Source organism: Phocaeicola fibrisolvens (assembly GCF_025567125.1).
Taxonomy (GTDB): Bacteria; Bacteroidota; Bacteroidia; order Bacteroidales; family Bacteroidaceae; genus Phocaeicola; species Phocaeicola fibrisolvens.
Genome location: NZ_JAOQJI010000003.1, coordinates 25,925 through 40,964, shown reverse-complemented (window position 1 = coordinate 40,964; position 15,040 = coordinate 25,925). Strand labels below are relative to the sequence as shown.

Annotated in this window: 19 protein-coding genes; 14 read left to right on the top strand and 5 right to left on the bottom strand. The window is 41.9% G+C overall.

All coding sequences use genetic code 11. The annotated features are described in order from the left end of the window. Positions 1-52: 52 nt before the first annotated feature. Positions 53-265, bottom strand: a complete 213-nt coding sequence (locus tag OCV81_RS17750; RefSeq protein WP_057249711.1) for a hypothetical protein — start codon at positions 263-265, stop codon at positions 53-55. Positions 266-1,139: 874 nt separating this feature from the next. On the opposite strand from OCV81_RS17750, the gene OCV81_RS01845 reads away from it, so the two are divergent. Together OCV81_RS01845 and OCV81_RS01840 are read left to right on the top strand one after the other, a co-directional pair. Further along, positions 1,140-1,526, top strand: coding sequence for a plasmid mobilization protein (locus OCV81_RS01845; protein WP_057249873.1), 387 nt, complete (start codon positions 1,140-1,142; stop codon positions 1,524-1,526). A 118-nt stretch (positions 1,527-1,644) separates the two neighbouring features. Beyond that, a complete protein-coding gene (locus OCV81_RS01840) occupies positions 1,645-3,210 on the top strand; it encodes a relaxase/mobilization nuclease domain-containing protein (RefSeq protein ID WP_057249713.1) in 1,566 nt (521 codons plus the stop codon). A gap of 27 nt (positions 3,211-3,237) precedes the next feature. Here the strand turns inward: OCV81_RS01840 and OCV81_RS01835 are convergent, their stop codons facing one another. Next, positions 3,238-3,657 (bottom strand): DUF4405 domain-containing protein, encoded by a 420-nt coding sequence (locus OCV81_RS01835; protein ID WP_057249715.1) that lies wholly within the window; start codon positions 3,655-3,657, stop codon positions 3,238-3,240. A gap of 75 nt (positions 3,658-3,732) precedes the next feature. Then, a complete protein-coding gene (locus OCV81_RS01830) occupies positions 3,733-4,263 on the bottom strand; it encodes a Crp/Fnr family transcriptional regulator (RefSeq protein ID WP_057249875.1) in 531 nt (176 codons plus the stop codon). A gap of 219 nt (positions 4,264-4,482) precedes the next feature. Here OCV81_RS01830 and OCV81_RS01825 point away from each other — a divergent pair, with 219 nt between their 5' ends. The 4 genes from OCV81_RS01825 (at position 4,483) to OCV81_RS01810 (ending at position 7,056) form a co-directional block, all read left to right on the top strand. Next, positions 4,483-5,235 carry a class I SAM-dependent methyltransferase gene (locus OCV81_RS01825; RefSeq protein ID WP_057249717.1) on the top strand — a complete coding sequence of 251 codons (753 nt, stop codon included), beginning with the start codon at positions 4,483-4,485 and terminating at the stop codon, positions 5,233-5,235. Between the two features lies 1 nt (position 5,236). Beyond that, positions 5,237-5,809, top strand: a complete 573-nt coding sequence (locus tag OCV81_RS01820) for a GNAT family N-acetyltransferase (RefSeq protein ID WP_057249877.1) — start codon at positions 5,237-5,239, stop codon at positions 5,807-5,809. 11 nt (positions 5,810-5,820) lie between these two features. After that, positions 5,821-6,351: a P-loop NTPase family protein gene (locus tag OCV81_RS01815; protein ID WP_057249719.1), complete on the top strand. Its 531-nt coding sequence runs from the start codon at positions 5,821-5,823 to the stop codon at positions 6,349-6,351. Between the two features lie 156 nt (positions 6,352-6,507). Further along, positions 6,508-7,056, top strand: coding sequence for a GNAT family N-acetyltransferase (locus tag OCV81_RS01810; RefSeq protein WP_057249721.1), 549 nt, complete (start codon positions 6,508-6,510; stop codon positions 7,054-7,056). 65 nt (positions 7,057-7,121) lie between these two features. On the opposite strand, the gene OCV81_RS01805 is transcribed toward OCV81_RS01810, so the two are convergent. Beyond that, on the bottom strand, positions 7,122-7,667 hold the full coding sequence (locus OCV81_RS01805) for a GNAT family N-acetyltransferase (protein WP_057249723.1): 546 nt from the start codon (positions 7,665-7,667) through the stop codon (positions 7,122-7,124). An 18-nt stretch (positions 7,668-7,685) separates the two neighbouring features. Continuing rightward, on the bottom strand, positions 7,686-8,129 hold the full coding sequence (locus tag OCV81_RS01800; RefSeq protein ID WP_057249724.1) for a hypothetical protein: 444 nt from the start codon (positions 8,127-8,129) through the stop codon (positions 7,686-7,688). A gap of 270 nt (positions 8,130-8,399) precedes the next feature. Between OCV81_RS01800 and OCV81_RS01795 the strand changes: the two genes are divergently transcribed. The 8 genes from OCV81_RS01795 to OCV81_RS01760 all read left to right on the top strand — a co-directional run bounded on the left by OCV81_RS01795 (position 8,400) and on the right by OCV81_RS01760 (position 15,006). Beyond that, complete coding sequence (locus OCV81_RS01795) at positions 8,400-9,224, top strand: ParA family protein (RefSeq protein WP_057249726.1); 825 nt, start codon at positions 8,400-8,402, stop codon at positions 9,222-9,224. 27 nt (positions 9,225-9,251) lie between these two features. After that, entirely contained in the window at positions 9,252-9,650 is a 399-nt protein-coding gene (locus tag OCV81_RS01790) for a hypothetical protein (RefSeq protein WP_057249728.1), read from the top strand. A 3-nt stretch (positions 9,651-9,653) separates the two neighbouring features. After that, on the top strand, positions 9,654-10,271 hold the full coding sequence (locus OCV81_RS01785) for a MarR family transcriptional regulator (protein ID WP_172676545.1): 618 nt from the start codon (positions 9,654-9,656) through the stop codon (positions 10,269-10,271). Beyond that, positions 10,253-10,687: a hypothetical protein gene (locus OCV81_RS01780; protein ID WP_057249729.1), complete on the top strand. Its 435-nt coding sequence runs from the start codon at positions 10,253-10,255 to the stop codon at positions 10,685-10,687. Before OCV81_RS01785 ends, OCV81_RS01780 begins: the two co-directional genes overlap by 19 nt. Before the next feature lie 69 nt (positions 10,688-10,756). After that, complete coding sequence (locus tag OCV81_RS01775; protein WP_057249733.1) at positions 10,757-11,113, top strand: DUF4134 domain-containing protein; 357 nt, start codon at positions 10,757-10,759, stop codon at positions 11,111-11,113. Between the two features lie 12 nt (positions 11,114-11,125). Continuing rightward, entirely contained in the window at positions 11,126-11,416 is a 291-nt protein-coding gene (locus OCV81_RS01770) for a hypothetical protein (RefSeq protein ID WP_057249735.1), read from the top strand. A gap of 15 nt (positions 11,417-11,431) precedes the next feature. Then, positions 11,432-14,266 carry a TraG family conjugative transposon ATPase gene (locus OCV81_RS01765; RefSeq protein ID WP_057249737.1) on the top strand — a complete coding sequence of 945 codons (2,835 nt, stop codon included), beginning with the start codon at positions 11,432-11,434 and terminating at the stop codon, positions 14,264-14,266. Continuing rightward, the gene (locus OCV81_RS01760) at positions 14,260-15,006 is read left to right on the top strand and encodes a hypothetical protein (RefSeq protein WP_057249739.1); all 747 of its coding nucleotides are present in this window, start codon (positions 14,260-14,262) and stop codon (positions 15,004-15,006) included. Before OCV81_RS01765 ends, OCV81_RS01760 begins: the two co-directional genes overlap by 7 nt. The last annotated feature ends 34 nt before the right edge of the window (positions 15,007-15,040 follow it).

The window sequence follows — 15,040 nt, the reverse complement described above, 5'->3', positions numbered from 1 at the left end:
TTCTACTTATCTTTATCAGAACCGTACCATTATCATATTGGTGCGGTTCTTTCTATTTGTCCGGTTGATTCCAAAGCATAATTTCACGGCCTATAATTATAGCAAAGACAAGTATGATGAGCTTCCATATAAGTATAAAGGTTTTCTTAACCAGCCATACAGCCAAACGTATGACAATCCTTAAAAGCCAGAATACCAGTTTCAAGAGTAGCATACCGATAATAAGTACCGGCAGTAGATATATAATAAACAGTAGTTCAAACATAACGTGTAATATTTATGAGTATAAGAGCTTATTAATTATATAAATATACTAAAAATCAATGAGATACAGAAATTTACGCAACACTATTTTCTTGTTGTTCGAGTAGATTTTTTACTGATTATCAATGTTATATCACCATGATAACGAGGTCTCTCCAGACTCTGATTACAGGGTTATTCTACCTGAATGTTTCTGCAATACAGTTCAGATAAAATAAGATTTCCCGATAGCCATTTCATCAGCTGAATCAGCTACAAGATTTCATTTTCCCTTTTATTGAGATTCCAATAACTTAGATAAGCAGGTTACTTTTACCATGCTATCATTGTATCGGGACTACATATTATATTGGATATAGGTTTTATGAGAACAATAGCCATCTATCCCATATAACTACATCTTTTGTGTTTTTGAAACTTTGGTTTATTCAACCGAAGAATACGAAATATTATTTTCTGATTACCAAAATTAGTATAATCCAAAGATTAAATAATACCAGAAGCTTCTGTTTCTGAATACATGTAAATTAGTTTCAAACGTCTTAAAAACTCTATATAACAATAATACGCTATATGGAGTTTCTTATATAACTGGTGCTACAGTTCATGGTAAGCTGGAATATGCCTCCAAAGAATTGTGTTGTTGATTTCGGTTTGCAACGGCTTTCCCCGGTAAATTTGGGTGTAATAATCATTCCCGGAAGGTATCTTTCTGCCGTGCAGAGTTTTCCAAGCAAGTTGTACTTTTGTGGCCACAAAACTCCGTTTCGTACTCACAAAAGTAACTTGCCGAATGCTGGTGCATCGGAGCGGCTGGCCGCTGTTTCGCATGGCGAAAGATGGTCCGGGGAACCTAACCACCAATGTATCCAAGTATGAAGAATCAGAGAACCAAGTACATCAAGGTCAGAATGACACCGGAGGAAGTACAACAATTTAAGGAGAAATCTGCCTCCTATTCATCTGTGAGTCATTATATACGCTCAGCACTGGCAGAGTATTCAAATATCGGAACCAAAAGGCAACTCGAACTGATGAATGATTTGGGTTTGTTTTATCGTAAATATCAGAATGAACTTTCCTGGGCTGGAGGAAACCTTAATCAGTCGGTTAAACGTGCCAATGAGCTTGCGGTAGCCGGATTACTCGCACCCGGCTATATCCAGGAGGTTCTGTTACCAATTATCCTCGAAACTCAGGAAACATTGAACCGAATAAAGAAAGACCTTGATTCTCTGACACAGAAAGCTGTCAGAATCTGAGTTATTAGTTACATGGTATTCAATCATTTCTGATATTATTATTGTGTAACCATAGATTAATGAGCTTGAAGTATTTCGGTTACTCAGTCACTAAAACCTTGATAAATTAAGATTCAATATGATAGCAACCATATTACCGGGAAGTACGAACTTCCATGCTGTAGGTTACAATGAACATAAAGTATCGAAAGGTGTTGCACGGCTTATCGAGATTCAGAATTTTGGTTCACTCGGAACATTTCACAAACCTACCCCGAGTGAGCTGGTTGGTTATCTCCAGAAGTACAGTTCACAGAACAGCAGAATCAGGAAACCACAGTTTCATGTGGCCATATCATGTAAGGGACACGAAATGTCGGAAGATGAGTTGCTGGATTTTGCACACCAGTATCTCAAGGAAATGGGATACGGAGAATCCGGTCAGCCGTTGCTTGTTTATTCTCATTATGACACGGAGAATACCCATCTTCATATCATCACTTCGAGAGTGGCACCTGATGGAAGAAAGATTCAGCACAGCCATGAACGCAGACGTTCTCAGGAGGTAATAGACCGTATTCTTGGTAACGACAGGAAGAAGAAAACGGAAGATGACATTAATTTGGCCAAGCTATACACGTTCTCTTCATTTGCCCAGTTCAAGGCAATAATGGTTTCCATGGGATATGAAGTCTATCAGAAAGATGGGAATGTATTCGTCAAGCATGGTGGAAAGGTTCAGAAGGAAATCCCTTTTACTGAAATAGAAAGTCTTTTCAAGAGCGGTTATCGGGAAAGGGCTCGTTGCCGTCAGCTCAGAAGTATATTAAAGAAGTACCGTGATGTAAGTTCCAACAAGGAGGAACTGCAGAAGGAACTGAAAACGAAGTTCGGTATTGACATTGTGTTCTTCGGCAAGAAGGATTCTCCATACGGATATATGCTAGTTGATCATTCAAACAAGACCGTCATTCATGGTGCAAGAGTGCTGGCTGTAGAGGAACTTCTGGACTTCGCTACTCCTGAAGAACGGTTCAATCGAATTGAGGACTATATTGACCGATTACTGACACTTAATCCTAAGATTACCCAGAGTGAAATATACAGTAAAATCAGGAAGCAGCGTGCTTATATCAAGAAAGGCATCATCTATTTTGATGGTCAAAGCCGTCCGTTGAAACCTTTTATGGCAGAGGCTATTGACCGTAACAACCGTATAGCTATGGTTGAGGTGTTCAGTCCGGCTACTGAGGCTGAACGGGATTTGCTTTGTAAGATATTCAAAGTCTCACGGAAAGATTTAGTAGATATATCTCCGGAAAGAACACACTACTACACTGATGCAGTGAACCGTCTGCGTGAGATATTCAATGATGAAACAGTAACCTCTATCAGAAGCCGACTGCATGAAGAAGGCTTCATTATCCGTCAGGAAGAAGATGTAACTTATGCTATAAATTTCAAGCAGCATATCATTATAAATCTTACTGAAGAAAACTTCAATCTTGACCGGCTAAAGAAACAATCTGTGAAACATATTGAACTACAAAAATACCAACAACAAACAAAGTCTACTTCACGTTTCTCAGGCAAAACCAAGCTGCGTGATGTAGGTGGTGGCAGTCATGGCGAGAAACGTGAGTGGGAAGTTGGACAGAAAGGTAGCTATGATGATATTGATGACGGACATTCAATAAAAAGATGACAGACGCGATAAACTGGTCACAGTTTCCTAATTCAATGATTTTTTCAAAACTGAAAGTCGCTTTATAATATGCCCTACAGCTATAACAGTCGTTATGATGCCTATTTTATAATGCCATAACCCAAGTGGAGAGTTTGCTCCGCTTACTCCAAGTAATACGATACCTGTAACGGACAGCAATAAAAATATGATAGACAGGACTGCTGTAACCTTGCTTTTCCTGCCTATTCCGTTTTTTATGATTCCCTTATACCATCCCCAGTGTGTTGTCACATGGAATATGATGGCAACAAGGAACAATATACTGCCCAAGACATGAACCTCTGCCCAGTTATGCCATACTTCGTGGCTGTTCCCATGTCCGGCTATATGCAGACCAATTCCTGAAATGGCAGACACGATGAATACAACGATTAAAATCCAGTCGATTACAAAAATTCTTTTCATACATTTCCAAATTTAATAGTGCAAAGATCACTACTTTATCGGAAACGGACGATAACAATTGTAAAGAAATGGAGATTAGCGCCGATTTCTGATACGGGAAAGCGAGACGGGAGTGATACCAAGATAGGAAGCTATATAATGTTGCGGAACCCGCTGGATGATGTTGGGATATTCCTTCAACAGTTCTTCATACCTCTGCTGTGGCGTATTCTTGATACGGGACAGGAACAGATGCTGGTAAAAGCTGAACCGTTCTATAATTTTCTCTTCATATAGCATTCTCAATGAAGGATTGCTTTCCATTTTTTTGTAGAAATCTTCTTTCTTTATAAACAGAACTTCGGATGGTTCTATGCTTTCCAGAGAGAACAGGCTCGGCGTACCCTTGTACAGGCTGTCAAATGAAGCCACGAAATCCCCTTCAAAGAAAAACTGGAAGGTTATATCTTTTCCTTCGTTGTAGAAAAACAATCTCAAGCATCCTTTACGGATAAAATATAACCTATCCGCAACCTTACCTTCCTCCAATAGCATTGTCTTAGATGGAATAAATGATATTTCTCTTCCCTCAAAAATAGAAAGATGATTGTCAGGCTGTTTTTTCATCATAGGACAAAGTTATAATTTTAGAATCATAAGAGCTATAAAACAAAGGATTTTCATTATAAAACGTTATCGTTTCTCTAAAGAAAAACGATTTCTTTAATCTATCGGTGTAAAATCTCTCCGTTTTTACCTAAATTTGCTTTTTTATAAATGAATTAGTAAATCATTCATATATACCCATATAACATCTCGGATACATAAATAGAAAAACAGAACAATATGAGCATACTTGAAAAGAACTATTACGGGAATTTATGTAGCAGAATGTACGAAATCCTGCATAAAAAAGCACCACAGGACGAATTGAATTTTTACCTTTCTTACGCCAAAAGAGAACAAAAAATTTTAGAACCGCTGTGTGGAAGCGGTCGTTTTCTTATTCCTTTTATGGAGAAAGGGTTTGATATTAGCGGGATAGACCTTTCTGTTGAAATGCTAGATAAATTAAAGCAAAAATCCCCAAACGCTCAAGTCTTTCAGGCAGACATAACTACCTATTCTCCTGAAGGGAAATTCGACTATATTCTGATTACTTCCGGTTCGGTATCATTGTTTACAGACATTAGTCAATGCAAGAATATTCTGCTGAAGATGAAAGAGATTCTGAGGCCGAAAGGGAAGTTTGTTTTTGCTGTTGATACAATCGCAAACAGATGCGTGGATGATGAAGACTATAAAGTTTCGGTTTCCGTAAAAACGGAAGAAGGATTTGACTTAATCCTGAAAAGCAAGAATCACTATGACGAGCAAAGCCAAACCCAATTTTCACCGGGTGTCTACGAACTGTATAATGGTACAGAATTGTTACAGCAAGAATTTATGGACTTTCAAACCCATCTTTATAAATATGGTGAAATGGAAGACTTTTTGAGGGAAGTTGGATTTGCGGAAATCAAAACCTATTCTTCCTTTGAAAAGGAAATCGCTATAGATGATTGTTGTGAAATGTTTTTATTTGAATGCAGTTTATAATATGAATACCCCTACATTAGAAACAGACAGATTGATATTAAGGAAGTTTACAGAAAACGACATTGAGGCTCTTTTCCTTATTCTGAAAGATGAAGAAGTCAACAGATTCCTGCCTTGGTTTCCTCTAAAAGATATTGAAGAAACCAAGAAATTCTATGCGGAAAGGTATGCAGTCAAATATGAACAACCTCAAGCATACGCTTATGCCATTTGTCTGAAAGACGACAATTATCCAATAGGATATGTTAAAGTTGATATGGAAGAACACCATGATTTTAGCTATGGGCTCCGTAAAGAATTTTGGCACAGAGGTATCGCTTCGGAGGCAGGCAAGGCTGTTGTCGAACGAGTAAAGAAGTACATTACTGCCACACATGACAGGAACAATCCAAGAAGCGGTAATGTAATGCAGGTTTGCGGTATAAAATACTGCTACACGTATGAGGAATTGTGGCAACCAAAGAATTTTTTAGTTGAATTTCGATTGTATCAGCTGAATTTTACCAAAGAAGAAAACTGGATGTATAAAGAATACTGGGATAAATATCCGATTCATTTTATTGAAAAGTTGTAGACCAATTTGTTATGATTATTTTGATTGCTGGTGACACGCATACGGGAAAAACCTTGCTTGCACAAAGACTGTCGGAGAAATACAAATATTCATATCTGTCAATAGACCATCTGAAGATGGGGCTTATCAGGAGCGGGCAGACAAATTTGTCTCCTGAAAGTCCGGATTCAGTTTTGACAGATTTTCTGTGGCCTGTTGTGCGGGAAATCATAAAGACCTGCATTGAAAACAGACAGAACCTTATAGTGGAAGGATGCTATATACCATTCGGATGGGAAAAAGACTTTGCGGATGATTATATGCGGGATATAAAATATATTTATCTGATATTCAGCGAAGAGTATATAAGACAGCACTTTGCGGACATTGTAAAATACGGAAGTGTGATAGAGAAAAGGTTGTCTACGGACATTGTTGCCGATGACATGATTAAAACCAACAGGTATAATCTGGAGCAATGCATATTGAGAGGTTACAACTATGTTCTTATTGAAGAAGTATATCAAATAGATACGGATGTTATAAAGGAAAGTACAAAATAGGGATGCCGTTCCCTTGATTCCCATTCCGGACGCATAACATCTTAAATGTTTTTGATTCGTTTATTCATTTTTCCAATAGGATATATCAAGGTAAATATGGAGGGGCATCCTAACCATTTTATTGAAGAATTGTATTTATAATGAAACTGTTTGTATATGGAACATCTGATTTTAGAAACAAAGAGATTGCTGTTGCGTGAAATGAACGTTTCCGATATGGATTCTCTTCGTTCTATTTTGCAGGATGAAAGAGTAATGTACGCCTATAATGGAGCCTTTAATGATGAAGAAACTATGGTGTGGATGCAAAAACAACTCCAACGCTACAAAGATTTCGGATTTGGCCTTTGGGCTGTCGTGCTGAAAGAGAGCGGCGAAATGATTGGACAATGCGGAATAACGATGCAGGAATACAACGATATGATGGTTCCGGAAGTCGGATATCTTTTGGCTTACAAATATTGGCACAAGGGATATGCTATAGAAGCTGCTACGGCATGTCGGGATTATGGATTCAGTACATTGCATTTCGATGCAATGTATTCAATAATCCGTGACAACAATATTGCATCACAAAAAGTTGCGATAAGGAATGGTATGATACCGATTGATTCTGTTGTCAAGCATTATCGTGGAGAAGAAATGCCTCATAAGGTATACCGCATAAATGCTTCCTGCTTTTCGGATAACAAAGCTGTACGATGAAATATATTGGTTCAGTTCTGTATACCCTGTTAAGTTTGGAATGTACAAACTGAACCAATATCTATTTATTCAAAGAAAACAGCTGGGTAACGTACAATTCCCTTAATGCTTTTCAATGCATCAGGTATCAGTTCGATAACCTGACAATATTCAGAAGGCACATCAAACGGAAACGTGACACCATAGTTAGCTGCTTTGCGGTAACCGAAGCGTGGATAATAGTCTTTATGCCCAAGCAGGACAGCTGTTCCATATCCAAGTGCGGCTGCTCTTTTATGTGCTTCTTTAAGTAACATTCCTCCTATGCCTCTGTTCTGGTACTTAGGAAGAACGGCAAGCGGAGCTACAGCCAAAGATGTATGGACTTCACTTTCTGAAACGATTTCCACTTTCGTCAACAAAATATATCCTACTAACTCTCCTTTTTCCGTTTTTGCGACCAGCGACAGTTCCGGAATATATGTATCGGACTTATGCAGTTTGTCCACTAAATGATGCTCCTGATGATCGCTTTCCTGCATATCTGCAAAAGCTGCTTCTGTCAGTTTGCAGATTACGGGCAATTCTGAATTTTCTTCTTGACTTATTGTTAATTTTAATACTGGTGTCATCAATTATATCATTATTAATTAGCGTTTCACCTCATTCCGGTAAACGTTTTTTATTTCATTTGTATATCTGGCAGCGTTGTGAAGACCAATTTCATCCATATAACATACAGCCTTTGTGATAATGAATTCCTCATTAACAGATTCTTTATCATTGCCATAATCTTCAAGCAGTCCTCTGACAACGCACTCCATTGCATATTTTCTGATTTCTTCATCATGTTCAAAACGGATTGCATTAAAAAGTCTGCATTCTTCATTATAGAGATCATTGCATGGCACCAAATCTCCGGATTCAAGGATAAAATACTTGTGTGTATTGATAAGCTCCGGTTTACTTTCCATTCCCAAAGGAATATCTTCAGAATTAATTATTAAAGTTCTGCTGTCGATATAGGTAAGACAGGAATCACATGCATAATATAATCTGTCTCTAAGCGGTTCTACTAATATTTTTTCTTCCATACTAATCCTTAAAATTTAATGTATATACATCAAATGTACAAAATTTCCTGATTTTCTGTCTATAATATTTTTATAAATATCAATTCAATACGAGATTTCTAAGGCAATAGACTTTTTACTGTAACATTTTCAGCTAAAAAAATCATAATAACCCGATAATTGACATCCTACATATTCCGGTTTATACAACCTAAATCACAAATGTGTTGTGCATTTCTTATCTGAATACCTTGGTTGATACATTTGTCACAAAATCAATCAAAACTTGAAATGATACAGACTCCGGTTATAGTGACATTTGCTAATCAGAAGGGAGGTGTAGGAAAGACTACCCTCTGCGTCACCTTTGCCAACTATCTGGTGACAAAGGGTGTAAGGGTTGTGGTGATTGACTGCGATTTCCAGCACTCCATCATGAAGTGCCGAAAGGCCGACATCAGAAAATATGGCGAACAGGAAATGCCATACGAGGTATGGGCATACGAAGCAAACGATAAGGCGATGATGACTTCCCTTATGGAGAAACTGCACAACGATCCTGAAATTGACGTTGTGCTTATGGACTCTCCCGGCAGTCTGAAAGCGGAAGGGCTGATACCCATGTTCGTCAACTCGGATATCATCATAGTTCCATTTCATTATGATCTGGTAACCGTTCCGTCCACGGCCAGTTTCCTCATGTTTGTTGACCGGCTGAAAAAGGCTGTCGGTGAAAGGATGAAAGCCAGACTCTTCATCATTCCCAATTTGAATGACGGAAGAATCGGCAAGCGTTCCGAACTGCTTATCTGGGACAATGCAAGGGATACCTTCTCCAACTATGGGTATGTTACAGCAAAGATTCCCAAACGTGCGGATATGGAACGTTTCAGTACCATGGCAGCACTGGATATGCAGGCCACTATCGTTACACCAGTCTTTGACAAGGTCTATCAGAGTATCTTCGATACACTTCAACCGATAAGGGAAAAAGAACTCAAAGGCATACAGCTGACGGAAAATCTGAATCCCAAACCTAAGAAGAAAAAGAAGGCACAGCCGTCTGATGAAGCTTCACAGGACAGTAACGAAAATCAGAATAAAGAACCAGAATAATCAGTAAACTTCAATAACCATAGCACTATGAGTAAGGATATACCGGAAATAGATGACCTGACAAGAGGTATCAATGATTCAGAACTTATATTGACGGAAGATACCGCAGGAACGCAGGTTGAGCAAAAAGAAAATAATAATGAAACACTGAAAAAGGATACTGCTGTTTCCCTTTCGGATACAGGATGCTGGGATGACTTCATGGATTATCTGCAATCGGACGGTTTCGGAACGGATAAGACTGAAAGGCTTGTCTGCAAGCTTGACCGTGACCTTGCGGATTCATTGGACGACTGCGATATACATGGCAGATGCCGCTCTGACCTGGTGAATGCCATTGTAAGGGCATTCTTCAAGTCCTACCTGCCACGTCTGGCAGAATACAGAAGGGAAAAGAAATCTTTGTTTAACAGCTATAATCTGTAGGATATGAAAAAAACAGACTGGACTGACAGGATGCTGGCCGCTCTTGTCGAGCTGTATCCGATAGAGACCACAGCCTATACAGCTGCCGTTCTCAATCTGAGCGAATCGACCGTCAAGCTGAAAGCCCGTGAACTTGGACTTGTAAAAATGGCCAAATCCAGATGGATGGAGCGTGCCGACTATATAAGAAACCACTTTCAGGAGTGTTCCTTCTCTGAGATAGGGAAAGCTCTCGGTATTACCCGGATGAGTGTCGGACGCATAGCTGCTGCACTCGGACTGAAACGCAGCAGTGAAGAGAAGCACAGGATTTCCTCACGTATCCGTATCCAGATGGTAAAGAGGGAAAGACGGCGTATCGTCTTCGGACTGGAACCTGTAACCGGTATCCGTGTCATTTCAAACAGGGCAAAGGTAAGGGTACGCTCAAACATGAAGTCAAACGGATACATCATCAGTGAGGAACACAACGTGATTTATTATACCGGCACTACGGAACGCAGGGAACGTCTGGAAAGCCGGGGTATCAGACTGGGACTGCATATCCTTCCGCTTCCGCAGGACAGTTCCACCCTTTCTTCCAACATTATATTACAACAGCCATGCAGTACGGACAGATAGTATTCCTTCTCTTCGTGGCAATGGTATTCTACTATGCGGCAATGATTTTCATGGACTTCCAGAGGGCAAAGGCCGCACAGAATGCCGAGCAGGACAGCCATAAAGAAGAGGACATAGACATATCGGAAGAGGCACGAAACTTCAGGCCGATAAAAATAAACCGGGATGAACCTGAATCCAAAGAACAAAGTTCAGAACAGAGTAATACGGAGAATCCCGAATCAAATAATGAAAGCAATAATTCTGATGGTACAGAGAAATCTGCATCCAAATCAGAATCTTCCAGACACGTTTACCGGGAGGCCATCATGACTGACGGCATTCTGGTAGAGAATATCATTCAGGAAATAAACAGACTGGCAGAGACCGGTACCAGTGATCTCGGTGCCGTTATCTTCAGCTGTGAGAATGCCTGATATTATATATACCGTTCCTTTAGTGACATCTGTTTCTTTGGCGATGAAATCCTTTAACATTATTCAGAAATGCAGATAATAAAGAAAAGTGCCCGGAATCTTACGGAGCGTTTCATCGGTTCAAGTTTTGGACAGAAGTGTGTGGTGGCTGCCATTGCACTCGTAATTTCCACATCAAACGTAATGGCTGGAAGCAAGGGTGCAGCAGGTTTTACCAAAGCCACCCAGGAAGTCAGTTCCTACCAGACTCCGGTATCGAACCTGATGAAGGCCATTGCTGCCGTTATCGTTCTGGTCGGTGCCTTCAACGTCTATTTCAAGATGCAGAACGGAGACCAGGACGTGAAGAAGACCATCATGCTTACCATCGGAGGCTGTATCGCATTCATCGCACTTTCGGAAGCTCTTCCGCTATTCTTCCAGTAATCCTTACCCGGCATGACAATGAATCAGGAAGGATACCCTGTGTTCAAGGGATTGCAGAAACCGCTGGAGTTTATGGGCATACGCGGCCGTTTCCTCACTCTGGCAGCGGCAGCCATAGGCATATCATTCGTAGGCTTCATCGGTTTCTCAATCGCCTTAGGGAAGATTGCAGGGTTCATAGCCATGATGGTCATGGCACTGGTGGGACTGATAACCATCTACATCAAGCAGCGTGGAGGACTCCACAACAAGAAAAGGGCAAGAGGTATCTATATCTACAGAAGTCTGAGAAAAGAACAGTAAATCACTTTATACAGTATGGCACACAAAAGGAAAAGAATTTTTGACGGACTCTATGCGCAGCTGGAGGAGACGGACGGCAATGTCGTGCTGTTCTCGGCCAGAGGCGAGCCGTCCGTTATCTTCGAAATAACCAATCCGGTCCAGCAGCTTTGTACGGATGCGCAGCAGTACATGCTGTTTCATGACGTGCTATCCAATATCCTTCAGACCATCGGTGAGGGATATGCGCTGCAGAAGCAGGATATTATGTGCAAACAGGCATATCACCATGACGTGCCGGATGATGCGGAGTTCCTGACGAGGAGTTATTTCAGATACTTCGAGGGAAGAGAGTTCACAGAGATAAGGACTTTTCTTATCCTCACCCAGGAGGCACAGAAGAACCAGTTCATCCAGTACGACCCGAAGAGATGGCTCGATTTCCATGCCAAGGTATCAAAGACGGATGATATTCTGACGGAAAAGCATATCCGGCACAGAAAGCTCGGCAAGGAGGAAGTCAGCGAGTACTGCCACCGTTTCATGGCATTCCAGTTCCGGCACGGACCGTTCTCGATGACCAACTTCAAGGCTTCAGACGAATATCTCAGGACAGGTGACCGGATTATCCGTTCCTATCCGCTGGTGGACATTGACGAGATAAACCTGCCTTCCATGGTAAAGCCGTACACGCAGATGAACATCAACGGCTACGGTATCGCAACCGACCTGCTTTCTTTCCTTACCGGTGTCCCCTACTCGGACTGTGTGGTGTTTAACCAGGTCATTCAGATACCGGGACAGAGGAAGCTGCTGCGAAAACTTCAGGCCAAGGCGAAGCGTCACGGTTCCATGCCAGACCCGAGCAACCGTATTGCCAGGGCTGACATTGAGGAAGTGCTGGACAGGCTGGCCGTTGACAGTACCATGCTTGTGTACTGCAACTTCAACATTCTGGTCAGCTGTCCGCCTGACAAGGTTACTCCTGTAACTTCCTTTCTGGAGACAAAGCTGTATGAGTGCGGCATCATGCCGTCAAGAACGGCCTACAACCAGCTGGAACTTTTCATGGACTGTTTTCCCGGTAACGGCTATGCATTCAACCCGGACTATGACCTGTTCCTGACGCTTTCGGATGCTGCCTTGTGCTTTTTCTTCAAGGAGCATCTGAAGGAGTCTGAGGATACACCGCTGACCACATACTACACCGACCGTCAGGGACTGCCTGTCTGCATTGACATTACCGGCAAGGAAGGCAAAAGGAAGATGACGGACAATGCCAACTTCTTCTGTATCGGTCCTTCAGGTTCCGGCAAGTCGTTCCACATGAACAGTGTGGTACGTCAGCTGCTGGAACAGAATACGGATGTGGTCATGGTGGATACGGGTGATTCCTACGAAGGCATATGCGGATATTACAAGGGTACATACATAGCCTACTCGAAGGAGAAGCCCATCTCCATGAATCCGTTCAAGGTTACTAAGGAAGAATATGAACTCAATTTCGGTGAGAAGAAGAACTTCCTTAAATCGCTGATATTCCTGATATTCAAGGGTAACGCATTTCCAACAAAGATTGAGGACATGCTGATAAACCAGACCATCGTGGAATATTACGAGGCCTATTTCAATCCGTTTGAAGGGTTCAGTGACAGTGAGCGTGAGGCATTGAGGCAGAAACTGCTGGTCGCCGCCAAGATGGAGGATGACTATGAACAGTACACGCACAGCATGGAGGACATCGACAGGCAGATAAATACGGAAGAGGTTCAGGAGAAGGCTGAAAGCCGTGCCCTGCTGCTGCCTTCCGAAGTACGCCGTCTGAAGCTGATACGACAGTGCCGCTCACTGACTGCCCTGATTAATGATGAAGCGGCCACAGAATCGGAAAAGGAACGTGCACTTACTATCATAGAAAAATATAAGAGGGAACTTTATAACAATTCCATGCTGATTAAGATAGACAGGCAGATTGACCACATGGAGGAACAGAAGTGCAGGCTGAAGGTTCAGGAACTATCGTTCAATTCCTACTATGAGTTTGCCCTGGAGCGCATTCCGCAGATTACACAGCTGGAGAAAATCAGTTTCAATATACATGATTTTGCGGCCATACTGAAACAGTTCTACCGTGGCGGCGAGCTGGAGATGACGCTGAACTCCGACCTGGACATCAACCTGTTTGACGAGCGTTTCATTGTGTTCGAAATAGATAAAATAAAGGATGATCCGGTGCTTTTTCCGATTGTGGTGCTTATTATCATGGACGTGTTCCTGCAGAAGATGCGTATCAAGAAGGGACGGAAGGCTCTTATCATTGAAGAGGCATGGAAGGCAATCGCTTCACCTACCATGGCAGAATATATAAAATATTTGTATAAGACCGTCCGGAAGTTCCACGGAATAGCCGGTGTGGTCACACAGGAGCTTAATGACGTGATTGATTCCCCTATCGTGAAGGAGGCCATCATCAACAACTCGGATGTGAAGATTCTGCTTGACCAGACCAAGTTCAAGGACAGGTATGAGGATATTGCAGCCATTCTGGGACTCACAGACATACAGCGTCAGCAGATTTTCACCATCAATGCGCTGAACAACCATGAGGGAAGAAGCTACTTCAAGGAGGTGTGGATTTGCCGGGGACAACACTCGGATGTGTACGGCGTGGAGGAAGCACCTGAATGCTACTGGGCATATACTACAGAACGTACCGAAAAGGAGGCACTGAAGATTTATCTTGCTCGGTACGGTACGCTGCAGGAGGCCATCACCCGTATTGAGGAAGACCGCAAGGCGGATGGAGGGCTTCTGTATCTGGAGTTTGCAAGAAAAGTCAACCAACATCAAAAAGTTATGTCACTATGGTAAGAACAGTATTAAGAATCATATCGGTTATAATGCTTTCTGCATTTGTCTGCATTAATGCACATGCTGCCTGGAGAATCGTATTCGACCGCAACTGTCTGAAGATTGTCATGGCCAATACCGCTTCACAGAAGCTTATCGAGGAACAGCACAACCAGCGTGTGGATACCATTGCCGCCAAGAAACAGAAGGTGGAACTCTATACGGTGAGTATGGCTACCATGAAGGAACTATACAAGCTGAGTATGGAGAATATATCCGGTTTCGGGACTGAAAGTCTTTATTATAAGGAAATAGGCCTGTGCGCTCTGGATATTCTGCGAAATGTTCCGGTACTTGTCAGTACGGTAAACAGGGCAAAATTTTCAAACAGGCTGCTCTGTCTGAACGAACTCGGCAATCTTGTAGCGGAAACCCAGCAGCTGGTCGGCAACTTCGTCAATATTGTGAACAATGCCAGGATTCCCAATCCGTTGCAGGGACAGGCAACTGCAGAAAAAAAGGATGACGGCTACAACCTGCTGGACAGGTATGAAAGGCTGACACTGGCCAACAGCATCTATACTGACCTGAACAGGATACGCTATAAGGTGGAAGGGATGGTTCTGATGGCACAGTATGCCACTGCAAACGACCTCTTCTTTGCCATTGACCCTGAAGGATGGGCAAATGTGGTGACCATGAAGAATCATGTGGGGAATCTTGTACAGGACTGGAACGGACTGGTTGCTTCAAATTATTAACCCTTAATATGTATGTGTCTGTCATGAGAATCAG